Below are 21,652 nucleotides of genomic sequence, written 5' to 3'. Positions count from 1 at the left end.
GTGTCTTTTTTTGTAGAAAGGGGAATATTGGATGGATAAAAAGAAAAAACAACGTATGAAACGTGTAATTTTCATTGGAATTATCGTAATGATTGCATCGTTATATATTGGAAGTGAATTTCAGGATCGGAATGGGAAAAGTTATGCTCCTGCAAAGTATTTTGAAACAGGAACAAAATTGATTTCGTTTTAATAATAATTTTGTTTCTTGCATCAACTATTGTAAACAGTATTTCCATGCGATCTCTTCTTTTCTCTATAAAATGAAAGAGAAAGGATAGCAACCGACCACCTTGGAATATTCAGTTGTGTTAGATTAATTACAACATATTTTTGGGATGCTTAATAGGTTAGAAACCTTGTTATAACAGGGTTTTTGGAGCGAAGTTAATTATCGATTACATGTTTTTAAATAGAAAAAACAGATATTTTTTAGAAATGATTGACATGAAACTATATATATCATAATATTGAGATTGTAATATTAAAGAAAATAAATCCAACATTTTCATATAGACTTTAGATTAGCTAAAAGGACACACCTAAGGCGTTTTACGCCATAGGTGTGTCCTTTTTTGCGTTTAAAGGCTACATAAGGAGGAATATAAACATTGAAGCCGTCTAAGTTTCAAAAGAAGCAGATTACAGCGGTAGGTTTAGCTGCTATAACAGTAGCGGGTATCTATGGATACAATCATTTTGCAGTAGAAAATGCAGTAAAACCAACAAAAGTTGTTGTAGCTGCAAAGGATATACCTGCGCATACAGAGATTAAAGAAGAAATGCTAGTGGAACGAACATTACCTGGTGATGGGATTCCTCCAAATGCATTACGCGTAAGTAAAAAAGAGGTTATAGGTAAGTGGACAAATGATGGACACCCCATCACCGAAAATAGCTATCTTTTTAAAAATAAAGTAGTAAAGAAAGAGGAGTTACCTGACTCTGCAATTTTAAATTTGAAAGATGGAGAAGTTGCATTCCCGTTACTCGTTGATTTGGAAACAAGTTCAGGTAATAGTATCATCCCTAACACTTATGTGGACTTGTATTTCAAGCAGGTTGTGAAGGACGGGGACAATGAGAAGGTAGTATTCGGTGGTCTTTTCCAAGGTGTACGTGTTACGGCTGCAAAGGATAGCAATACAGAAGATGCATTTCTACTAGAAAAGAAAGAATCAAAAGAGGAACAAGAAGGAAAACAAAAGCCAAAGGTAACGCGATTATATACATTGGCTGTTTCACCAGAACAACTTCAATATCTAAACCGTGCGAAAACACTTGGAGATGTAATTCCTGTTGCAGTTGGACAAAAGGTAGAACAAACAGGGAAAGAATTAGAACCAGCAGAAGGATTCTCGCAAATATCTGACCAGAAAAATATTTTAGACTATGTAGAGAAGCATTCAACCAATCCCATATCTAAAAGTGTAAAAGAATATGTTGCACAGTATCTGAACGAATCCAAATAAGGAAGGGGCTTTTAAGATGGACCGGCAAGTAAGAATGGTTGCCTTTTATGCGACAAACGAAAACGTAGGAAAAAGTACGTTAAGTATTGCGATGGCAAATGAGTTAGCTCATTTAGGGAAAAAGGTGCTTTATGTAGAAGCGGACCAAGTAAGACCAAACTTCGCGGTTGGAACAGGTCTTAGCCATGAGAGTAAAAACATGCTAGGGCTTGTAAGAAAAGAAAATGAATACAATCTCTTGCAATATATTTGTACCAAGCAAGATTTACTAGAAAAAAAGTGAATCCAAGGCTGACGCAAAAATTACACGATAAGATGGATTTTCTGGTGTTTCCATCAGGTTATAGCTTAAATCAATTCCCAGAGATTCAAAACAAAGAATTGTTTGTAACGACATTTATCGAATCACTTGTAGATACAGAATATGACTACATCATTCTATCGGTACCAACTGAATTATCCGAGGTGCTTAGTTACCCAATTCTATACCAATCAGACCTTGTTGTTCATGTGCTAAATGGCAACCCTCGTGGTGCGTTAGCAATTAAAAGAGAATTACAACTAATAGAAGAAGCAAAGCTAACATTGCCTCGTATGATTCATGTTTTGAATATGGGAGACGAGGACTATGTAGAAGATATTGAAAAGCTTTCTTCCCAAAACATTGCAGTGACAATTCCGTATGACAGAGATCGTACGAGTTATGAATGGGGGATGCAATTTGGTTCCCCGCAAATTAATGCAAAGGTCCATCATATTATGGAAGCAGCTGGTCTTAATATCCCATCCCAGCACTCCTCTATGAAAAAGGGTCTCTTTGGTTTACGAAATTAAAAAGGTGGCAAGTAGTATGTGGGGCTATTTACAGGGAAAACAAGTATCCTTAAAGCGAAATCGAGTAGATTTATATCACTTTGGTTATAGGATTCGTTCTAAATCGGTGCGAAAGTTAGGAACAACTACAGCTCAACAAATTAAAGATATTACAGATGAAATTCGTGCATTTTTAGTAAAAGAACATCGTGATATCTTAAGCGAATCCTTTATGAATAAAGAGAAGAGAACAGCTGTGGAGCAAATTATTAAAGGCTTTTTACTAAGCAATCAAGTCGTCGTTTCAGATGTACCTTCAGAACAGTTACTAAATATGGTGTGTGATGAAATTGTTGGATTTGGGATTATAGAACCTTTAAAAGAAGATAAGGATGTAACTGATATTTATATCAATGGCACAAAAGAAATCATTTACGAAAAAATCGGAGAGGGAGAATGTACATTTCCTTACCGATTTGAGACAGAAGAAGAAGTGAAAGCCCTAGCTTATAAGATGGTAAACAGTACATCAGAGTCATTAAATACAGCAAAGCCATATGTTGACTGCGTATTTCCGTATATACGTATCAATATTGCGTTAGATGAACTTGGGGGACTCGGAACAACGATAACGATTCGTAAGAATGCGGATCACCTTCGTGCTTCTGAAGAGCGGATGTTATCTACCAATCAAGCATCGAAAGAAATGTTGAACTTTTTGGCTGCAGCTGTGAAAGCCAAAATGAATATTTTAGTTGCTGGAGCTACGGGTACAGGGAAATCAGAGTTTATGAAATATCTTGCTTCTCACATTCCGAAAGGAAAGAAAAAAGAACGTACTCTTGTAGTAGAAGATAACCCTGAATTATATTTGCATCGCATTTTTCCAGAACATCATTTTGTTCCGATGCAGTGTAGGGCATCGGAAGTAGAAGAAAATGCAATCGACTTTGATAGATTGTTAACAAATGCTTTACGTCAAGGGCCCAAGCGATTAATTGTAGGGGAATCGAGGGGGAAAGAAGCGTTAAAAATGATTAACTTTTTCCAAACAGGACATCCTGGTTTCACCTCTGTCCATGCAAGAAGTGCAAAAGAAGCAGTTAGGCGTTTAATGCTTATGTGTCTGCAAAGTGGTGCGAATATTGATGCCCAGTATTTATATGAATTGATTTCACAGACATTTGATGTAATTGTCTTTTTGGAAAAGAAAGATGATGGAAATCGTTATATTACAGAGATGATTGAACTATTGGATTATCAGGAAGATATACAGTTTAATCCATTGTCTCAGTTTATGCCAACATATGAGAAACAAGATGAAATGAATGAAAGAATAGGGAAAATTCATGGCCAACATATTATTACAGGAAGAATATCAGCTGATATGGAGAAGAAATTCCGTTCTTCTACTGTAAATCCAGCTCTTTATGCACCATTCCTTTCAAAACAGGAGGTGCAATATGCGTAGTTTATTAGCCTATGGATGCATATTCTTGATATTTATTAGTGTAGTATTGCTCGTTTTACTTTTTGCAAAATCTAAGGGTTCTGCTCTCTCTCAATTTGTACAAGAAAACGAGAAAGAAGAAAGGCGCTTGGAATTAAGGAATATTAAAGGGATACGGATGTATTTGCCACAATCCGTTATCCAAGAAGCCCAAAAGTACGAGTGGAAATTGACAAAAAGTATGTACTGGGTATATACGATTCTTTCCGGAATGAGTATTGCAGCAGTATTCTATTTTTCCTTTGGTAGAGATCCTTTTACACTGATTACTGTTTTATCTGGATTTTTAGTTCCAAGGTTTCTTCTTTATCGAAGAAAAAAACGTTACTACTTGATTGTCATTGACCGTCTTTCTATTTACATGAAGGCAGTAGCAAATGCACTTCAAATTAGTAACAATGCAAAACGGGTGTTAGTTCAGGTGAAACCAATGATGCATGAAAGCATTCAAGAAGAAATAGAAAAAGTTTCTCTTTTATTAGAAGGTGGAACCACAATGCATCGTGCATTTAGAGAATTCAATGAAACGTTTAACTTTAGAGAATTGGTTTTCTTCCATGAAATGTTGGAAGTGTGCAGTCGAGAAGGTGGAACAAATTCAGTACAAGTCTTACTAGATATTGCAGAAGATTTTGAAAAACAAAAACTATACCTGGCAAGATTGCGTTCTAGTTTGTCGCAAGCACAACGTGCTTTTGTACAGAACTGCTTAATCGTCATCGCTATGCCGATTGTTATTATGCTGATGTCAAAAGAAGCATATGGATTTTTAGCAGGTTCTATGATGGGGAAAATCGCGTTATCGGTAAATATGTTAATTGTCTTTTTCTTAGCAACCCGTGTAGAAAAGATTGCAAATTATAACCCAACAGAAAGAGGGGAATAAGGTGGCTACGATTTTAGCTGTAGTGGTATTCGTTGTCATGTATTGGATATTCTCGACCTTTCTACAAAGTAAAAAAGACAGCGGTAGCTTACTTACGAACTATGTAGAAAATGCAAAACGAATTGAAAAGAAGAATTTAAATCAAATGATGCTCGCTCCCTTCCAGTCGTTATCACATAAGTATCTGACAGAAGAAAAGAAAGAGCAGATTCAGAAAAAATTAGAAGAAGCTGGCCTGGATACGAAACCAGAAGAATATTTAAAAATGAAGGTTGCATATCCCATCATTTTTACCTCTGTTTTCTTGATATGTACGGTGTTCCATGATTACTACTTATTTAAAGTGGGTGTTTTAATTTCACCGCTGCTTTATTTCTATCCTGATTATCTATTAAAGAGAAGAATCAAGCAGGCGATAGAAGCTAGGAAGTTCGAATTACCAGAGTATCTAATTCCTATGCTGCAGTTGTTAAAAACACATACAACATTAGAAGCAGTAAAAAAGGCGCAAATATATGCCGGAAGACATCTTCGTCCGTATGTATCTACACTTACTGCGGAATTAGAAATGTATGCAGGATCGGATCAACCATTTCGAAACTTTGCTGCTGCTTTAAATAGTCCAGAAGTAAATACCTTTACGATTGCATTGCAACAAGCGCAAAAAACGGACAAGGTACAGAGTCTTCGCATTATGGACGCACAAATTAAAATGATGCGCGAGTTAAAACATGAGAACTATAACCGTCTCATTCAAAATAAGCCAATGGAAATGAATAAATTTAACGTGGCTGTTATTGGTTGTATTGTGATTTATCCGATGGTGATTGTTATTCAATCTTTAATGCAAGGATTTGCAAGTTTATAGAAGACATTATTAAAAATGGAGTAGGAAAAGGAGTAATACACATGTTAACAAAAATGAAGAATTGGTTAAAAAACGAAGACTCACAATTATCATCAGAAAACGGTATGTTAATCGCCTTGGCAGTCATTATCGTATTAGTGATTGGCCCGTTTGTATGGAAAGCAATCCAAGGTGTTTATGATACGATTCTAGCTCGATTCACAAAAGCATCAAGCAATGCAGATGTGAATTCTTGGAACAAGTAATAGAAGTTTTAAATTAATGATGTTTTTTACGTATAGCTCAAATAAATGGATAAGGGAGATTCAATCATGTTAGCAAAAATGAAAAATTGGTTAAAAAATGAGGATTCACAGTTATCATCAGAAAACGGTATGTTAATTGCCTTGGCGGTGATTATCGTATTAGTAATTGGCCCGTTTGTATGGAAAGCAATCCAAGGTGGTTATGATACGATCCTGGCAAGATTCACAAAAGCATCAAGTAATGCAGACGTAAATTCTTGGAATAAGTAATTAAAGATTTAAATAGATAAGTTCTAATTTTAGTAGATACTTAAAATTGATATATAAAGGAGACGAAATGAAATGTTAGCAAAAATGAAAAGTTGGTTAAAAAACGAAGACTCACAATTATCATCAGAAAACGGTATGTTAATCGCGTTAGCAGTGATTATTGTATTAGTAATTGGCCCGTTCGTATGGAAAGCAATCCAAGGTGGTTATGATACGATTCTAGCTCGATTCACAAAAGCATCAAGCAATGCAGATGTTGATTCTTGGAACAAAAAATAAATATAAAAATAAACGAGGGGGCTACTCTAAAAGTGGTTCCCTTTTTTACACAGTATTTTTATATGAAATTAAGAGGGGAGTAAAGAAAATGAGCCTGTATATCATGGGATTATTTCTAAGTTATATGGTACTTAATGTATTTACCGACTTAAAGTATAGAAAAACAAAAAATATATGGCATTTCATTTTTTTAATAGTAGGTTTAGGTATCACGTATTTTGCTGGAATACGAACGGGAAAAGAGATTGTAATTGTACTAACTATGGCCTTAGTATGTGGCTTATTGTTAGAGACATTTAAATTTTCTTCACCCGGTGATACGAAAATGCTTGTGGTGGTAGGTTTATATGTTAGCAATGTAGTAGAAGAATCGGCTATGCTTACCGCTATTACATTAACAGCTTTCCATTTACTATTCTTTTGGATTGCTAGCGTGTATCGTTTAATTAAAATTCTAGGGTTTGTAGGAGCGATTAAAGACCAATTGGAGCATGCTGCTTCTATATTTGGGGCAAAACTACCAAAGAAAGAAATACAGCTGATACAGAGCTTTCCAGGGGCTTGTTCTATTTTATTAGGAGCAATTGTGTATATTGCTTTCACTATTTATCAAAATGGAGGTATCTTGGCTTGAACAGTAGAATCATTCATCAAAGAGAAACCTATATTTACTTTACAATTTTTGCTCTAATAGGCGTTATTATTTTAAACATGTTTATTAATATATTGTTTGTATTAGCATATCCTTTACTAATAGGATTAATTGTGCAGGTTATCTTGTTGCAGAAGATAAAGAAGCCATTTTATCGGAGCGGAAAAGAATTAACAGAACAGTTAAAACTAAAAAATATGTTTCTAGTAGAATCAAATATTTTAGGAGATGAAGAAGGAACAGTTTATGAGGTGCATCAAATGCCTTTTACAATCTCTAATGGATTAATTAAAAAAGATAAGACTTATAAAGTGATAAAACAAGAGTATGAGAGAAAAGTCAAAGAGGATTTAACGAAAATTTCTAAATGGCAAGTTACAACAAAAGCTAGACTTGTTACGACAACTCATTTTCGTTTATATACAATTTGGCAGAAAAATAGTACCGGTTATCAATTGAAAAAAATTGAGGAGTGTGTTGATCCATACGCCAAGATGAACCTTATACAATGGATGATTGCTTCATTTTGTACGACTGGTCGTATTAAGTACGATAAGAAACCAAAAGAGTGGGCAAGCTATGAATGGATTACTTTAAGGTAAATAAAAAAGATAGAAAATAATAAAATGTACCCTATAGAATTGACACTCGAAAAAAGTCTATTCTATAGGGTACATTTTACATTGTATGTGTTTTTTCTCTTTGTGTAGTTTTTCAACAAAAAGAGCGCTTTTAAGGCGCTTTATGGCCAATAACTATATTGATAAAGATGCTCAGGATTCCATTGTATGTCTTTTAGATATGTGTAGGTTTAGACAAAACCGTTATCTCGTAGTAAGCAAAAAGAGCATACATGTAAGTATGCTCTTCGATAAGAAAGGTAGATCTCTATGAGCGGAGAGACTACATACAAAAGCGTATGTTTGTTTCCTTTAAATGTGAAGAAAAAATCAACAAAAGGTCAAAGTGAACTCAATAAAAATGCAAGAAAAACGCTATTTTATAAAAAAATCAAGTCAGAAATAAATATCTGATTTGATTTGAAATTAAAAATATAAACCTTTGCCTACTGGCTGAACAGTTTCTAGCACAGTATCAACCATTTCGTCATTAATTAATGTTCTTATAATCCAAGCTGAGAGGTCTTGTGCAGCAAAGCAACCTGCAGCGGTCGAAATATTGCCTTCGTTTACGAAACTTTTTTCAATAACGTCTACATCAAACTCTTTAAGTTGTTCAACTACGGATGGATATGTAGTTGCTTTTTTGCCAGTTAACAATTTTTTAGCTCCTAGTAGTAGTGAACCAGAATACATAGAGCCTATTAATTGTCTTTGAGGATCTGCATGGATTTTATTAAGATATTGTTGATTTTTATATAAATCTTGTACACCCTTACCACTTGCAAATATTACAGCGTCAGCAGAAGGGATATCGGATATGCTTCCTGTCATGGGTATACGTAAACCAGACATGGATACATGAGTCTTTTCTGTTCCTAATAGTTGGACCTCCCAATCAGAAATACCACCAACTAGACGTACACGATTTAATAAATCCCATGGTAAAAAAACATCTATATCAGTGAAGTTATCGAAACAGACTATTGAAATTTTCATTCTCTAATCCTCCGTAATCGAAATGTTGGAAATGTTTAAATTATAACACTTTCAAATATAGTTAGTGAGGTTTAAGTTTTTCACTAAGGATAGTAGATAGGAAAAAGTGTATTGGATTGTAGAGAAACATCACAAAAATTTCAATTTGTATTAAGTTGGAATATAAAAAGAGTACTTAGTAATGTGCTCTCGTGACGAGCTTCATTTTATAACGACTATTTTATAAAGAAATGAACTCAGAATATTATATGTGCGCAGTCAATTGAGTAACTTGTACAAATAAAGAGCAGCTAGCAAAAGCTAACTGCTCAGGTAATGGAATATGGTTCGAAATGGGTTGTCTACAGTATTGACAGAATATTGGTTTTTATTCGTGAAGAATTACGTTTAACTTAATGCATAGCCAACGGTCAAAGTTAGTGTTAAAAACACTGATAATAAAAGTATTAGTAGAACGGTTGCTATGTTTCTAAGCATCGCAACCCAATTATTTATTTTAGAAAATCCTTTCATACCAGCAAAAAAAGTTTCTATTGTTAAAACTAGTAAAAAAATAAAGGGTGGATAGGTAGTGAATTCATAATAAAGGTTTTAACGATTAGGCATATTTAAGAATCTCGGACATAAGATGGTAATGACACCGAGAAGAATTCATTGTGTTCGCTACTCGCGTTAATACGTTTCGAAAAGGCACCTATTTAGGTGCTTTTTTGTTTGCATCTTTCGAGATGGACGAGCATATATTGGAATGTTTGGATGGAAACCAATTTATATATCAGAGCACCTATCAATTATGGGTGTTCTTTTATTATGTAAACATTTTAACATTTTAGCCAAGAAGACTTCTTCCTCAAGGAGCGTGAAGGACCAAAGCTTAGTGAGTAGGTGGGAGATGGATTGGCTTCGAACATGGGATGGCAGGAAACCATCTTAATTGTTCGGCATACAGAAAGTGTTACTCTACTATCTATAGAACATACGTTTTGTGTATAATAGTCATATACCGAAATGGAGGTGAATCAAATGATGATTAATAAAGCCTATAAGTTTCGTGTCTATCCAAATCAAGCACAAGCAATTCTAATTAACAAAACGATTGGTTGTTCTCGCTTTGTATTCAATCATTTCCTATCCTTATGGGATCACGCATACAAAGAGACAGGAAAAGGCTTGACCTATGGTACATGCTCTGCCAAACTCCCTGCCATGAAGAAAGAGTTTGTTTGGCTAAAAGAAGTGGATAGTATTGCGATTCAGTCGTCTGTTCGCAACCTTGCCGATGCTTATACGCGCTATTTTAAAAAACAAAACAGCGCACCGCGCTTTAAATCTAAGAAGAACAACGTACAATCTTATACCACAAAACAAACAAATGAAAACATTGCCGTTGTAGGGAACAAAATAAAGTTGCCGAAATTAGGCCTTGTTCGATTTGCCAAAAGTCGTGAAGTAGAGGGACGTATTGTAAATGCTACAGTTAGACGGAACCCTTCTGGCAGATATTTTGTGTCACTATTAGTTGAAACAGAAGTACAAGAATTTCCGAAAACACATTCTTACATTGGAATAGATGTAGGACTAAAAGATTTCGCCATTTTGTCAGATGGAACACCTTATAAAAATCCGAAGTTTTTCCGAGCATTAGAAGATAAGTTAGCGAAAGCACAGCATGTTCTTTCTAGAAGAATGAAAGGATCTTCTCGCTGGAATAAACAACGAGTCAAGGTATCTAGAATTCATGAATACATCTCAAATGCTAGAAAAGATTACTTGGACAAAATCTCAACTGAAATCATCAAAAACCACGATGTTATCGGTATAGAGGATTTGCAAGTATCGAATATGTTAAAGAATCATAAGTTAGCAAAAGCAATTAGTGAGGTATCTTGGTCACAGTTTCGAACAATGTTGGAATATAAAGCAAAATGGTATGGCAAACAAGTCATTGTCGTATCGAAAACATTTGCTTCCAGCCAATTATGTTCTTGTTGTGGATATCAAAATAAAGACGTTAAAAATCTAAGCCTACGTGAATGGGACTGTCCTTCTTGTCGTACACACCATGATAGGGATATTAACGCAAGTATCAATCTAAAGAATGAAGCGATAAGGCTTCTAACCGCAAGGACTGCGGGGTTAGCCTAATCAATTAGAGTTCAGTAGAACTCTTTACTTAGGAATCCCTCACTTCTAAACGAAGTGAAAGTGGGGGTAGTTCAAAAGTTGTGTGAGAGTTGAAAAATAGTATATTATCTTTCTCAATGTACATATTAGGAAAAGTTTTTAATATCATACATAAAAGGCGGGATAATATGAGTGAAAATAAGAAAAATGAAGAATTGAATAAGATAAAGAAGTATTATTTTAATAAGGACAATCAACCAGTAGCTGGTATAGAGTTAATTTTGCCGCCGGATATAGGAATCATGTTAGACCCGAAATCAGTTAATGATGAAAGTAGAGATATTGATAATGAATAAGTTTAATTTAAGCATCCATGCGGGTGCTTTTTTCTTTGTTATATAGAAATTACACATTAGCCCCTTTAATACATGACTTAGGCATAGTTGGGAATGAGATCATATAATGATACTGAACGGTGTCTAACATGTTCCCCTATATTTTTTTAAGCGAGAGCACTTATTGGGGGAGTGCTCTCTTTCGCTTGCACATAAGGAGGCTTTCATCATACAATATTGAGTCAATGCCAACCAACTTATTCCTTTTCCGAGAGCTATATATATTCCGCTATAAAGCTCTTTTAGGTTGCGCCATTAGAACGGGCAAGGCATTGTCGTATATTTTATACTCAGAAGCTTAGGGCACTTTATAGTGTTCTTTTTTTATTGAACAAAATGGACATTTGAATAGAAAACATATCCTTAAAATAACCTTAATTTAACTATGGATTTAATAATACCTGAAAAATAAATGGTATAATTTTCTAAATAAACTCAAATAAAGTTTATTTTAGAAAAGGGGTAGAGGAAAAATGTTTCAGAAACTTAAATTTTATTTAATGAGCATATTAATAAGTGCATTTTTAGGTGGGATTATCATAGGTGCTAATTTCTTGGTACATAACATATATAATTTAGTTGCAGGTAAAGAATATCAATTTAATATGTGGTCTTCTATTATTATATTTAGTGTTGTATTTATTTCGGGTTTCTCGTACATGTTGAAGAAGGGACCAGATATACTTGTTAATGATTAAACCAATAGCAATTATCGTAGGCGCTGCCGTGATCTGGGTAGCGTCTTGTTTGTTGTTAAGGAAAGATAAGGGATGAAATAGACTTGCAAATTGAAATATTATTAGTCTAAAACATAAAATATAGACTAATAAACAAGCTGTTTTCACCTTTTAATCATAGAATATGATGAATTCTATTTTTAGAGGAGGGAATCATATCTATGGGATGGAATAATAATTTTGGACATTCTCGAGATTGTAATAGATTTTGGGATGATTTAGTATTTTGCGGATGCGGTCGTAGACGTAGAAGAAACGATTTTAACGACTGTCATTGTAGACGCGATTGCGATTGTGATGAGTGTCGTCGTAGACGTGATCATGACCGCAATCGTGATCATGATCATGGTGAACATCGAGATTGGTAAAGTCTTTTGAAGGAGTGCATATCTTAATAGCACTCTTTTTTATTTTATAAAGAATTCACTTTAAACATTTCTTATAACTAAGAATACTTATGTAAATATGGGAAACATATTTAATTCTTGGAATGAGGGGATCGATGTGGATATAACGCAAAGTATTGCAAGAATAGTTGTTAATGGGATAGATCTTCCGTTTACTTCAGTTAGAACAACTGCATGGATTAATGGACCTGCAAATGATTTAATTGTTACGACTAGGCAAAGAGTGAATGAGCTTTATCGTGTTATGTGGTCGCGGGTGCTAGTCATGCTAACAATGTATTTCATTCATGGGGCGGACATAGTGAGATTTGCTAGAGTTGCAGGAGTTGATGAAAGTATAACGGGAGAATATATATATCATTTTATTTGGTGATAAGACAAACTTTAAGTAACCTAACAGCTGCTTTTTTATTTTACAAAAAAAGAACCTGCAAACCTGCAGATTCTCCTGATAATGATTTATGGAGCAAGACCCGAAAATATAATATAATAATTCGAAAATGAGTTCAAGTAAATAAAAAGAACCCGCTGGAGTTCGGGTCCTTTCAGAAGTGATGATGTATTCTCGGCTTGGGAACTGAGAAAAACACAAAAATATAATACATCGAGTTTTAGAGAATTTCAATATTAAATTAAATATTATTGTGGAGGGAGTTATATCATTTGATGAAGAAAACAAGGTAGTGATAAAGCATATGAATTTTAAAAAAAATGAGCGGGATATCTTAAGAAAACATAAAATTATTGAAATTTTTGTATGAATTCATTAATATGGAATTATATTTATTGTTTAATTGATTCCGTTTATTCCCACACCTTATTGTTTTGTGGTTGAGTTGTAGAAGCAAGTTGCGTCTTGTTTCATTTATGAAAGGGCTTCTTTGAGCCGATTAGTGTATATATAGCTTATTTTGCTATGCACATTTTTAATCGACTTGAAGAAGCCCTTTTTGTATTGTCTTCAAGTTAGGAATCATTTGTAAAAAGGTCTTTAGATTTAGGTATACAAATAAAAAAGGGGGAATCTATTTGTATCATGTCTATTTCAATGGATGTATACGAGATTTCCTTTTTTATTGGAGAGATGCTTTAGAGGGAAAAGTTATCGCTTTACTGCAATCCGTGATTTTCTAGAAATGGATGCCCATTCTACACAGCTATCATGTAAAAACTGCAGATGTAGATTGTCTTTTTAAGAAAGATGATCTTGCAATGATTGTGCATCATGATTGAGTGTTAGAAGTGGTTAAGCGTGCAGAAAAAAGTAAACTTTCTAAAGGTAGATTGAAAAAGATAGAGTTTGTAATTCTATCTTTTTCTTATATTCAATTACTACAGAGGATTTAAATTCACTAAAAGAAAGGTAGAAGAGAATATGAATACATCTATGAAAAAAAATCTAGTAAATTTACGAGTTGATTTTGCTTTCAAGCGCTTGTTTGGGGTAGAAGGAAACGAGGATATACTCATTGGTTTTCTTAATGCGGTATTACAATCCTCTTTAGATGAGGAAATTATTTCTTTGCATTTAGATGATCCACATCTTCCAAGGGAACAAAAGGATGATAAATTGTCTATTTTAGATTTGCGAGCTACCCTTAATAGTGGTATAAAATTAAATATAGAGATACAGGTTCGCGACAAAAAAGACATGATCGAGCGATCTTTGTTCTATTGGGCTGGCATGTATTATTCTCAAATGACTCAGGGGATGAAGTATACAGAATTAAGACCAACCATTTGTATTAATATAGTGGATTTCATTCTGTTTCCAGGAGAAGAGGACTTTCATAATGTCGGTGTAGTCATGAACAAAAAATCGGAGCACATAATTTCAGAGAATATGCAATTGCACTTTCTTGAGATTCCAAAAGTAATTCGAGAATGGCAAGAAGATCGAATGGATCCATGGGAGGATATATTAGCACGTTGGCTATTATTATTTCCTGCATATGAAGATGAGAAATTAACTACAATCCTGGAGGGAATCGCGATGGAAAAAGATCCAGTTTTGAAAAAGGCAATAGAGGATTGGGAGCGTTTAAGTAGTGATAAAGACTTTTTACGCTTATATGAAGCGAGAGAGAAGGCAATAAAAGATAGAATATCAGAAATAGAGACAGCAGAAGAAAAAGCAGCAAAAGAAGCTAGAATAGAAATGATTCATAATTTAGTTAAAGTAGGTGTACCTATAGAGAAGATAGCGGAAGCCACTGAATTAAGTGTGGAAGAGGTTAATGAAATTCTAAAAAATAAAGAGCAAATATAAATGATATAAAACAGGTAATTGTGATTACAAACAATTACCTGTTTTTTTATTTTTGATTGATGCCCATTTTGTGATTACAACTATATTTTTTCTTGCTTTAGGATTTCCTCTAATTCATAACGAAATTTATTAGTCTTCTCAACATCCTTTAAGATTGTCTCAAGATTATCTTTTTCAATAAATTCTCTAATGGAATGGTTAAATACCATTAATCTACCGTATCTTTGTTCAATTTCTTTAAACCATGCTTCTTTTTCCAATAGTTTAAAGTTTTTATGAGTCAATTTTTCTTTTTTTGAAGGAATGGACATAAGGAGTCCTCCCAATATATCGCCAATTAAGTCACCCATGAATAAATCTCCTTTTTCTACATTGTACCATTCAGAAAAAACGATGTGTGATCAAAAATTTAATAAGCTACAATGAAATTAAGAGAATATATGCGAAGGAAGAGGAAATAAATATGAAGGTAACTAGAGATACGCTACATGAAATGATAGACAAGGTAAATGAAAGTGAATTGCATAAAATATACGATGTGTTGCAATCTATTTTAAATAGTAATGAAATTATAATTAACCCTAGAGAGGCAGCATTAAGAAGAGCGAAAAAAAATTGAAGTTGTTTCGTTGGATGCATTAGATTCATTTTTTGAAGAAAAAGAATAATCATATACTTAATATGTAATTTTTATATATTTAAGGGACGTAATATTATTTATAAAGACGTTAAGAGGTATTGTTATTATGCATAATAAAAAAGAAGGTTATTATGTACATGTGTATACACTGAGAGACAAAAGTACAAAATCAATAAAAATAAAACCATCGCGCTCATTGAAAGAAGAAATGAATGTTTATCAAGACCAAAAAGTTAAAAATCCTTAAAAAATAAAGGTAAGTACATATTAGTCATGTTTAATATGTACTTACCTCTTATTTCTTTTTAAACTACTGCTCCACAATAACTTAAACCATGTAGCTTTTGAAAAAAGTCTGATTATTTATAATAAAGATCGATAATTTATAATAAAGTTTGATTAAAAATCCTGTGTTGATATGCAGGGTTTTTTCTTGTTCCACAAACGGGCCATTTTCTTGAGTAACACTTTAATGAAAATAATTATGGAGCAAAAAAATTGTGAAGATTTCCCCTTAAACTAAAGGGTTGTAAAGGGGGAAATCTAAATGGTTGAAAATGCTCAAACAAACAGTAATTCGGTAATTTCTTTAAACCTTGGTATTATTTAGATCCTAATACCATTTATCGGTTTTTATTGGTGGTTTAGGATTGTAGTTGCTAGAAAAGCGACAAAAGAAATTGTAGAAAAAAACCAAAGTGGTAGTGGATTAGCTACTTCCGGTTTAATTTGTAGTGTGGTGGGAATTATCATTCAAATCTTTTTAGTACTCAGTATTCTCGTTTTCTATTTTTTAAGAATTGTAGGATATCTTATTAGACTAAAGGGCCAGTCCTGCCATGGTTTGGGCGTTCAAAGCCTCGCAAACCATGAATAGGATTGGCTTACTATGGGGAGTAGTTTAGTGTTTTATTAATAATTTCTATTTTTTGCTACATGAAGAAATTCCTTAACCGCAGGAGAAGCATTTGCAATTGATTGACAGGCAAGTGCTACTTCACGGCTGTTTTCAATATTTAGTTTGCTGATTTTTATGTTTTGCTGTGTCTTTAAAAATAATTCTGGACCTATCGTAACGCCAAGTCCTTCCTGTACCATATTAGCGATGGTTGTACAGTCGTGTACTTCAAAAAGAATAGATGGTTTAATTTGCGCTTCTGCAAATAATTCCTCAACATGTGATTGGTACATCCCTGTTGGCATAATAAAGGATTCATACATTAAATCATTCATTTCTACTATTTCTTTAGAATGAAATTGATGATCAGGGTGATAAGCGACTACCATCTTGTCTTTAATCAAAGGAACCAAATCGAAATTTGGGTTTGATTTTCCTTTTACTACAAATCCAATGTCAATAATGCCTGAACCTAACCATTCCGTAATCTCTTCATAGGTTCCTTCGTAAAATTTAAATTCTATTTTAGGATGCTTTTTCCGGAATTTTGCAAGTAATTTAGGCAATAAGCAGGAAGAAGCACTTGCAAAAGTGCCCATACGAATAATACCTGTTTCCAAGCTTGTCATAAGCGCAATTTCTTGATTAATGACTTCCACTCTTTTCAATATTTCTCTAATATGCGGCAGAATTTTTTGTCCTATATCTGTAAGTGTTATTCCTTTTTTTCGATCACGAATTAATAAAGAAACTCCCCATTCAGATTCTAAACTCGCAACTGCATGACTCACGGCAGATTGGGTCATATTTAATGTTTCAGCAGTTTCTGTAAAGCTTCCTAGCTCAACCACTTTTGCAATGATTTCGTAGCGCACAATAGTCATGAGTAATTACTCATCTCCTTTATTAAAAACATCAATTTTACTTATGTTAACATGGAACATAAAATAAAAACAGTAGTTCAAATATAAGGAGATGTACAAATTGAAAAATAATATGAATCAACTAATCATCATACTTTTAGCTTTAGGGGCTTTTGTAACAGGAACAGCAGAGTTTGTTGTTTCTGGAATTTTAGAACTGATTTCTTTTGAATTAGATATTTCAATTTCAATGGCTGGTCAGTTGATTACGATTTATTCTTTATCTTATGCTATTGGAGCTTTGATCTTGGTCATGCTAACGTCTAAATTGGATCGTAAAAAAGTACTTTTATATGCTATCTCTATATTTATTCTAGGGAATCTAGTTGCATTTTTTAGCTATAATTTTGTCTTTCTTATGTTATCTAGAGTCATTATGGCGATGAGTGGAGGGTTATACATTGTTGTTGCCACCAATTATGCTGCGCAAATTGCAGTTCCAGAAAAAAGAGGTAGTGCTATGGCAACAGTCATTACAGGTTTCACTGTTTCATTAGTACTTGGAGTACCTATCGGAACATTTTTAGCTGGACATTTTGATTGGCACTATATTTTCTTAATTATTGCGCTTGGTACAGTTTTTTTAATAATAGGACTTTACAAATTATTACCATCAATAAAAGGAAACCAACCGCTGCCATTTACACAACAGCTACAAATTATGAAAGATAAACGAGTCCTTACTGGTTTAATGACAACGATCTTTTGGATTTTAGGATATACGATGGTGTTCGCCTACATTGCTCCATTATTAAGTCATACTGCTGGTTTTTCTATAGAAATGACAAGTATCGCTTTATTTGTTTTAGGCACTTTTGCTTTTATTGGCTCACGCTTTGGAGGATATGCGGTAGACAGATGGGGACCTAATCGAACGATTTCATTAAGTTTATGTGTTCATATCATCTCTTTATTTGTACTAACATTTACACAGTATAGGGCAGTCGGTGTATTTGTCACACTAGCTTGTTGGGGAGTAGCAACTTGGACAACGACACCAGCAAAGCAGTTTTATCTGATTTCACTAAAACCACAATCCTCTGAAACAGTACTCAGTTTTAATACCGCCTTAATGAATGTTGGAATGATGCTAGGTTCTGCATTAGGAGGAATCATTATTCAGTATACAAATATAGTGAATTTAAGCTGGATTGGAGGATTATTCGGTATACTTGCACTTATTTTTATCAGATATTCTTTCTATTTAAATAGAAATTTTATGAAGAATAACCAATTTTAAGGATAAAAATACTCTCCAATACCAGCATTTCAAAAACTTGTTGAAGGTTTTGAAAGGGGAAATCATCACCCACCTTTGCAGTTGTGAAGGGAGAGGAAATGTATATTAGAACGAACGTATCGAATATCAAGTTCGCTGTGCATTTAACGCCTTTTGTATTGAAGAAGAGAACAAGGAAACTTTCATTAGAGTATGACTAATGAGTATAGGATTTGATAAATATTTTAGTTATTCCATTAAAGGGCGCGATTGTGGAAGATCACAGGCATAAAATAATCAAATTTTTTTATAAAAGATCTATACTAATTCACAAGAGAAGAATCCGTTTTGATCAATTCTTGATATGCTCCCTATTAGGTAGACAGATAAAAAATAAAAATCTGTTATCTAAGGGGAGTATTTTTTATGGCTAGAATGAAATATTCTAAAGCTGAAAAATTGGCGATTTTAGCTCTTTATAAAGATTGTCATCATTCAATAGCTGACATTACGGCAAAGTTTTCTGTTGATCCTGGGACGATTAGAGATTGGAAAAGAAGGTATGAAGTGAATGGTGAAGACGGCCTAGAAGAAGCACTTTCTTGGAAGCGTTACTCAAAAGAGCTAAAGTTAGCAGCCGTCAATGATTATCTATCAGGACACGATTCGTTAAACAAGATTATCCAAAAATACAATATATCCAGTACTGCGGTTTTGAGAAAATGGATTAAAAAGTATAATAGTCATAGAGAACTAAATGATACCAGTAAAGGAATGACAAACTCTATGACAAGTAGAAGAAAAACAACGTTAGAAGAACGAATTCAAATTGTGAATTACTGTATACAACATCAGAAAAACTATCAGCTCACTGCCGAAAGTTATGAAGTTTCTTATCAACAAGTATATCAATGGGTCAAGAAGTTTGAAGCGAATGGTGAAGAAGCACTACAAGATAAACGCGGTCGAAAGAAAGAAGAATATGAATTAACAGCTGAAGAAAAGTTTAAACTGGAAATGAAACGTTTAGAACGAGAAAATGAACGATTACGTGCAGAAAATGCTTTTTTAAAAAAGTTAGAAGAACTCGAAAGGAGGCGTCGTTAACAAGCGTTCGTCTACAAAATAAATATAGAGCGATTCAAGATTTACATGCGAATGAAAATTTGGCAGTAATCCTTTTATGTGAAATTGCCGGTGTATCTCGTGCTGCTTATTATAAATGGCTACAGCGCACGCCAACAGCTAGAGAATTAGAGAATGAAGCAACTCCTTTGTACGATCGGTCTCTCGACCTTGCTACGCCTCACGTTGTGGGCTATGTTCCCTAATACAAAAGCGAACGTAAGTTCCTTTATTATTGTATACATAATAGACCATACTTTCAACCTCTAATTATGGAATATATCATGTAAGAAAAAAGCGGATTTATGCCCTAATATTGGACATAGTATCCGCTTCTAATTATAGTCTGTTTAAGAATGTTTTAGGTCTTAAAGACAGTGATATTTTTAAAATTCAAAGAGTATGGTACGATCCTAACAAAGAGGATACAAAGAAATAAAGGTGTAAACAAGGACTTGTTTTTTAAAAATCGTATTGATATAATATAAAGGTAATTAGATTTTACAATAAAATATAAAATTAATCAGTTCGCATATAAGAGAAGACCTCAATATGCGCCATGTCCTTAGGGGACGTGTGCGTGTATTGGGGTCTTTTTGCGTTTTGCGAGCAAAAACACCCGGAGGTGCAGGAATTATGTTGAATTGGTTGTCTGCAAAACTTATGACAACATCGGTAGGAGATTTTCTACTGGCAAAAAGTAGTTTTACCAGTGGTATTGGGAAAGGTAGTGGTGCAAATGCCCAAACCGTCCAAAATAGTATGAATACCCTTGTAAAAACATTAATTGGTTTTGGTGGTATTTGGGTAGTCGCTTGTGTTGTATTCGCAAGTATTAAACTTTCTGGTGCTCAAGGGAAGAACCCTGAAAACCGTACACAAGCTATGATTGGTTTAGCTTGTGCGGCAATTGGAGGCTTTGTCATGATCAAAGCGTACGACATCGCTGCTTGGGTTACAACAATCTAACATAAGAGTTTGTACAAGCTCTCCTCGATTTGGGGAGAGCTTCTCTTATATAAGGGAGGAAAAAGAATGAGAAAAGTAACTGTTCCTGTTGATATGACTTCGGAGCAAAAAACACTATTAGGTGTGCTGAGCAAACGCCAATTGATTTATCTATTGGGTGGCGGAGCATCCCTTTATTTATATGTACCATTCTTATGGCGGTTATTTGCACCTATTGATGCGGTAGTAGCATTTTTTATTTGCTTAATTTTAGCACTACCAACGGTAGTAAGTGTAATAGCCTTTGCGTTTATATATAAAGAAAAACAACACATGTATCTAGATAAGTATTTACTTATTAAAATGCGTAGCCGCTCTGAAAAAGGTAAGTGGAGAAAAGGGTACGAGCCAACTACATGGGCAAAGGAGAATCTGTAAATGTTAGAAATGATATATTTTGCGGCGATAGCCATTGTAGGATTTTTCTTTTATCGGAAAATGAATGGAAAACCGCTGTTTGGTTCTAAGAAAAAAGGGAAAAAGCAAGGTGGAGTAGAGAAACACACTACTGAAAAAGCTGAAAAGAAAAATAAAAAAAATATGTCTGCTGAATCGGAAATTGATGAGGATAATGTTGACTTCTTTCGTGCTTTTGTAGAAGACATTAAGGAAATCGATAATCATATGATTCGGTATCATGATGACACATTTGTCCTGATTGCGGAAGCACATCCAGTTAACTATTACTTACTTTCCAACATGGAACAAGAAGCGATTGATATAAAAATTGAATCATGGTTAACCACATTAGAGTTTAATACGAAAGTATATATTCAAAGTAAGTTTGTAGATTTAACAGATCCTGTACGAAAAATGACAGAAACAATGAAAGGTGCGAAGGACCTTACACCAGAGACAGTTCTATATGGGCAAGAAGTTATCGATAACTTAGAGTACTGGCAACGTTCGCAACCTCGATATGAACAAAAACGTTATTTAATTTACCCATACAAGGTTGATATTAGTACGATTACTGCTGATACAGAGGAAGAGTTGGAAGAAAAGATTGTGGATAAGGCGTTTAACGAATTATATCGCCGTTATAATGCTTCTCGAAATCTACTATCGAAAGCAAAAATTAATGTAGAAATGTTAACGAAAGATAAATTAATAGAACTTTTATATGTAGCATTTAACCGTCGTAAAGCTGTAAAAGCTCGTTTCCAGGACTTAATTGAAAATGAGAATTTCTCCCTCTATTCAACAGGGGAAACAAATGAAAGAAAACTAGAGTTAATGAAGAAAGTGTTAGCGGGAGAAAAAGCAGAAAAATCAAATAACGGGGTGGCGTAA

The 21,652-nt window shown here is 34.0% G+C and carries 27 protein-coding genes and 3 pseudogenes; 26 read left to right on the top strand and 4 right to left on the bottom strand.

From position 1 onward, the window contains the following. The first annotated feature begins 31 nt into the window (after positions 1-31). From CGQ22_RS32070 to CGQ22_RS18975, 11 genes and pseudogenes are all read left to right on the top strand, one after another. Positions 32-193 (top strand): hypothetical protein, encoded by a 162-nt coding sequence (locus tag CGQ22_RS32070; protein ID WP_000358416.1) that lies wholly within the window; start codon positions 32-34, stop codon positions 191-193. A 418-nt stretch (positions 194-611) separates the two neighbouring features. Next, positions 612-1,472 carry a Flp pilus assembly protein CpaB gene (gene cpaB / locus CGQ22_RS19020; RefSeq protein ID WP_089149156.1) on the top strand — a complete coding sequence of 287 codons (861 nt, stop codon included), beginning with the start codon at positions 612-614 and terminating at the stop codon, positions 1,470-1,472. Positions 1,473-1,488: 16 nt separating this feature from the next. Continuing rightward, a pseudogene (locus CGQ22_RS19015) lies at positions 1,489-2,306 on the top strand (AAA family ATPase). A gap of 16 nt (positions 2,307-2,322) precedes the next feature. Then, a complete protein-coding gene (locus CGQ22_RS19010) occupies positions 2,323-3,756 on the top strand; it encodes a TadA family conjugal transfer-associated ATPase (protein WP_000264624.1) in 1,434 nt (477 codons plus the stop codon). Further along, complete coding sequence (locus CGQ22_RS19005; protein ID WP_089149155.1) at positions 3,749-4,681, top strand: type II secretion system F family protein; 933 nt, start codon at positions 3,749-3,751, stop codon at positions 4,679-4,681. Before CGQ22_RS19010 ends, CGQ22_RS19005 begins: the two co-directional genes overlap by 8 nt. A gap of 1 nt (position 4,682) precedes the next feature. Continuing rightward, positions 4,683-5,549 carry a hypothetical protein gene (locus CGQ22_RS19000; protein WP_089149154.1) on the top strand — a complete coding sequence of 289 codons (867 nt, stop codon included), beginning with the start codon at positions 4,683-4,685 and terminating at the stop codon, positions 5,547-5,549. A gap of 41 nt (positions 5,550-5,590) precedes the next feature. After that, positions 5,591-5,794 carry a hypothetical protein gene (locus tag CGQ22_RS18995; protein ID WP_000956358.1) on the top strand — a complete coding sequence of 68 codons (204 nt, stop codon included), beginning with the start codon at positions 5,591-5,593 and terminating at the stop codon, positions 5,792-5,794. 66 nt (positions 5,795-5,860) lie between these two features. Further along, positions 5,861-6,064 (top strand): hypothetical protein, encoded by a 204-nt coding sequence (locus tag CGQ22_RS18990; RefSeq protein ID WP_000879955.1) that lies wholly within the window; start codon positions 5,861-5,863, stop codon positions 6,062-6,064. 72 nt (positions 6,065-6,136) lie between these two features. Continuing rightward, the gene (locus CGQ22_RS18985; protein WP_000879960.1) at positions 6,137-6,343 is read left to right on the top strand and encodes a hypothetical protein; all 207 of its coding nucleotides are present in this window, start codon (positions 6,137-6,139) and stop codon (positions 6,341-6,343) included. Between the two features lie 88 nt (positions 6,344-6,431). Then, positions 6,432-6,977, top strand: a complete 546-nt coding sequence (locus tag CGQ22_RS18980; protein WP_089149153.1) for a hypothetical protein — start codon at positions 6,432-6,434, stop codon at positions 6,975-6,977. Beyond that, positions 6,974-7,597, top strand: a complete 624-nt coding sequence (locus CGQ22_RS18975; RefSeq protein ID WP_001088462.1) for a hypothetical protein — start codon at positions 6,974-6,976, stop codon at positions 7,595-7,597. Before CGQ22_RS18980 ends, CGQ22_RS18975 begins: the two co-directional genes overlap by 4 nt. 444 nt (positions 7,598-8,041) lie before the next feature. Here CGQ22_RS18975 and CGQ22_RS18970 read toward each other — a convergent pair whose 3' ends face one another. Together CGQ22_RS18970 and CGQ22_RS32775 are read right to left on the bottom strand one after the other, a co-directional pair. Continuing rightward, a complete protein-coding gene (locus tag CGQ22_RS18970; RefSeq protein WP_089149152.1) occupies positions 8,042-8,614 on the bottom strand; it encodes a DJ-1/PfpI family protein in 573 nt (190 codons plus the stop codon). Between the two features lie 387 nt (positions 8,615-9,001). After that, positions 9,002-9,201: pseudogene (locus CGQ22_RS32775) on the bottom strand (hypothetical protein); the annotation flags it as partial. Positions 9,202-9,637: 436 nt separating this feature from the next. Here CGQ22_RS32775 and tnpB point away from each other — a divergent pair. From tnpB to CGQ22_RS18925, 7 genes and pseudogenes are all read left to right on the top strand, one after another. Further along, positions 9,638-10,759, top strand: a complete 1,122-nt coding sequence (gene tnpB, locus CGQ22_RS18955) for an IS200/IS605 family element RNA-guided endonuclease TnpB (RefSeq protein ID WP_089149150.1) — start codon at positions 9,638-9,640, stop codon at positions 10,757-10,759. 167 nt (positions 10,760-10,926) lie between these two features. Further along, positions 10,927-11,094: a hypothetical protein gene (locus CGQ22_RS32065; RefSeq protein WP_089149149.1), complete on the top strand. Its 168-nt coding sequence runs from the start codon at positions 10,927-10,929 to the stop codon at positions 11,092-11,094. A 512-nt stretch (positions 11,095-11,606) separates the two neighbouring features. Then, positions 11,607-11,831 carry a hypothetical protein gene (locus tag CGQ22_RS18945; RefSeq protein WP_000486797.1) on the top strand — a complete coding sequence of 75 codons (225 nt, stop codon included), beginning with the start codon at positions 11,607-11,609 and terminating at the stop codon, positions 11,829-11,831. Positions 11,832-12,031: 200 nt separating this feature from the next. Then, positions 12,032-12,238 (top strand): hypothetical protein, encoded by a 207-nt coding sequence (locus CGQ22_RS18940; protein ID WP_016090324.1) that lies wholly within the window; start codon positions 12,032-12,034, stop codon positions 12,236-12,238. 97 nt (positions 12,239-12,335) lie between these two features. Further along, the gene (locus CGQ22_RS18935) at positions 12,336-12,650 is read left to right on the top strand and encodes a hypothetical protein (protein ID WP_139032844.1); all 315 of its coding nucleotides are present in this window, start codon (positions 12,336-12,338) and stop codon (positions 12,648-12,650) included. A 626-nt stretch (positions 12,651-13,276) separates the two neighbouring features. Next, a pseudogene (locus CGQ22_RS32770) lies at positions 13,277-13,624 on the top strand (hypothetical protein); the annotation flags it as partial. Between the two features lie 28 nt (positions 13,625-13,652). Continuing rightward, a complete protein-coding gene (locus CGQ22_RS18925; RefSeq protein WP_089149147.1) occupies positions 13,653-14,546 on the top strand; it encodes an Rpn family recombination-promoting nuclease/putative transposase in 894 nt (297 codons plus the stop codon). A gap of 80 nt (positions 14,547-14,626) precedes the next feature. Here the strand turns inward: CGQ22_RS18925 and CGQ22_RS18920 are convergent, their stop codons facing one another. Next, the gene (locus CGQ22_RS18920) at positions 14,627-14,896 is read right to left on the bottom strand and encodes a hypothetical protein (RefSeq protein WP_089149146.1); all 270 of its coding nucleotides are present in this window, start codon (positions 14,894-14,896) and stop codon (positions 14,627-14,629) included. Positions 14,897-15,009: 113 nt separating this feature from the next. Between CGQ22_RS18920 and CGQ22_RS18915 the strand changes: the two genes are divergently transcribed. Beyond that, positions 15,010-15,165, top strand: coding sequence for a hypothetical protein (locus CGQ22_RS18915; RefSeq protein WP_254704122.1), 156 nt, complete (start codon positions 15,010-15,012; stop codon positions 15,163-15,165). Positions 15,166-16,098: 933 nt separating this feature from the next. On the opposite strand, the gene CGQ22_RS18905 is transcribed toward CGQ22_RS18915, so the two are convergent. Next, positions 16,099-16,968 (bottom strand): LysR family transcriptional regulator, encoded by an 870-nt coding sequence (locus CGQ22_RS18905; protein ID WP_089149145.1) that lies wholly within the window; start codon positions 16,966-16,968, stop codon positions 16,099-16,101. A 91-nt stretch (positions 16,969-17,059) separates the two neighbouring features. Here CGQ22_RS18905 and CGQ22_RS18900 point away from each other — a divergent pair, with 91 nt between their 5' ends. From CGQ22_RS18900 to CGQ22_RS18880, 7 genes are all read left to right on the top strand, one after another. Beyond that, complete coding sequence (locus tag CGQ22_RS18900; RefSeq protein WP_089149144.1) at positions 17,060-18,247, top strand: MFS transporter; 1,188 nt, start codon at positions 17,060-17,062, stop codon at positions 18,245-18,247. Positions 18,248-18,652: 405 nt separating this feature from the next. Then, positions 18,653-19,333, top strand: a complete 681-nt coding sequence (locus CGQ22_RS18895; RefSeq protein WP_089149143.1) for a helix-turn-helix domain-containing protein — start codon at positions 18,653-18,655, stop codon at positions 19,331-19,333. A 59-nt stretch (positions 19,334-19,392) separates the two neighbouring features. Then, positions 19,393-19,557 (top strand): hypothetical protein, encoded by a 165-nt coding sequence (locus CGQ22_RS32060; RefSeq protein ID WP_175423380.1) that lies wholly within the window; start codon positions 19,393-19,395, stop codon positions 19,555-19,557. A 47-nt stretch (positions 19,558-19,604) separates the two neighbouring features. Next, positions 19,605-19,790, top strand: a complete 186-nt coding sequence (locus tag CGQ22_RS32940) for a hypothetical protein (RefSeq protein ID WP_431521031.1) — start codon at positions 19,605-19,607, stop codon at positions 19,788-19,790. A gap of 113 nt (positions 19,791-19,903) precedes the next feature. Next, a complete protein-coding gene (locus CGQ22_RS18890) occupies positions 19,904-20,320 on the top strand; it encodes a hypothetical protein (protein ID WP_089149142.1) in 417 nt (138 codons plus the stop codon). Between the two features lie 66 nt (positions 20,321-20,386). After that, entirely contained in the window at positions 20,387-20,737 is a 351-nt protein-coding gene (locus tag CGQ22_RS18885) for a PrgI family protein (protein ID WP_089149141.1), read from the top strand. Continuing rightward, the gene (locus tag CGQ22_RS18880) at positions 20,738-21,652 is read left to right on the top strand and encodes a hypothetical protein (RefSeq protein ID WP_089149140.1); all 915 of its coding nucleotides are present in this window, start codon (positions 20,738-20,740) and stop codon (positions 21,650-21,652) included.

Source organism: Bacillus sp. M13(2017) (assembly GCF_002218325.1).
GTDB lineage: Bacteria > Bacillota > Bacilli > Bacillales > Bacillaceae_G > Bacillus_A > Bacillus_A thuringiensis_K.
This window is presented reverse-complemented; position numbering and strand designations above follow the sequence as displayed.

Bases quoted from the DNA above. Each gene is read 5' to 3' on its own strand.
- CGQ22_RS32070 (WP_000358416.1), top strand. From the start codon at position 32: ATGGATAAAAAGAAAAAACAACGTATGAAACGTGTAATTTTCATTGGA.
- CGQ22_RS19010 (WP_000264624.1), top strand. From the start codon at position 2,323: ATGTGGGGCTATTTACAGGGAAAACAAGTATCCTTAAAGCGAAATCGA.
- CGQ22_RS19005 (WP_089149155.1), top strand. From the start codon at position 3,749: ATGCGTAGTTTATTAGCCTATGGATGCATATTCTTGATATTTATTAGT.
- CGQ22_RS18995 (WP_000956358.1), top strand. From the start codon at position 5,591: ATGTTAACAAAAATGAAGAATTGGTTAAAAAACGAAGACTCACAATTA.
- CGQ22_RS18990 (WP_000879955.1), top strand. From the start codon at position 5,861: ATGTTAGCAAAAATGAAAAATTGGTTAAAAAATGAGGATTCACAGTTA.
- CGQ22_RS18985 (WP_000879960.1), top strand. From the start codon at position 6,137: ATGTTAGCAAAAATGAAAAGTTGGTTAAAAAACGAAGACTCACAATTA.
- CGQ22_RS18980 (WP_089149153.1), top strand. From the start codon at position 6,432: ATGAGCCTGTATATCATGGGATTATTTCTAAGTTATATGGTACTTAAT.
- CGQ22_RS18970 (WP_089149152.1), bottom strand. From the start codon at position 8,614: ATGAAAATTTCAATAGTCTGTTTCGATAACTTCACTGATATAGATGTT.
- tnpB (WP_089149150.1), top strand. From the start codon at position 9,638: ATGATGATTAATAAAGCCTATAAGTTTCGTGTCTATCCAAATCAAGCA.
- CGQ22_RS32065 (WP_089149149.1), top strand. From the start codon at position 10,927: ATGAGTGAAAATAAGAAAAATGAAGAATTGAATAAGATAAAGAAGTAT.
- CGQ22_RS18945 (WP_000486797.1), top strand. From the start codon at position 11,607: ATGTTTCAGAAACTTAAATTTTATTTAATGAGCATATTAATAAGTGCA.
- CGQ22_RS18940 (WP_016090324.1), top strand. From the start codon at position 12,032: ATGGGATGGAATAATAATTTTGGACATTCTCGAGATTGTAATAGATTT.
- CGQ22_RS18935 (WP_139032844.1), top strand. From the start codon at position 12,336: ATGGGAAACATATTTAATTCTTGGAATGAGGGGATCGATGTGGATATA.
- CGQ22_RS18925 (WP_089149147.1), top strand. From the start codon at position 13,653: ATGAATACATCTATGAAAAAAAATCTAGTAAATTTACGAGTTGATTTT.
- CGQ22_RS18920 (WP_089149146.1), bottom strand. From the start codon at position 14,896: ATGGGTGACTTAATTGGCGATATATTGGGAGGACTCCTTATGTCCATT.
- CGQ22_RS18915 (WP_254704122.1), top strand. From the start codon at position 15,010: ATGAAGGTAACTAGAGATACGCTACATGAAATGATAGACAAGGTAAAT.
- CGQ22_RS18905 (WP_089149145.1), bottom strand. From the start codon at position 16,968: ATGACTATTGTGCGCTACGAAATCATTGCAAAAGTGGTTGAGCTAGGA.
- CGQ22_RS18900 (WP_089149144.1), top strand. From the start codon at position 17,060: ATGTACAAATTGAAAAATAATATGAATCAACTAATCATCATACTTTTA.
- CGQ22_RS18895 (WP_089149143.1), top strand. From the start codon at position 18,653: ATGGCTAGAATGAAATATTCTAAAGCTGAAAAATTGGCGATTTTAGCT.
- CGQ22_RS18890 (WP_089149142.1), top strand. From the start codon at position 19,904: ATGCGCCATGTCCTTAGGGGACGTGTGCGTGTATTGGGGTCTTTTTGC.
- CGQ22_RS18885 (WP_089149141.1), top strand. From the start codon at position 20,387: ATGAGAAAAGTAACTGTTCCTGTTGATATGACTTCGGAGCAAAAAACA.
- CGQ22_RS18880 (WP_089149140.1), top strand. From the start codon at position 20,738: ATGTTAGAAATGATATATTTTGCGGCGATAGCCATTGTAGGATTTTTC.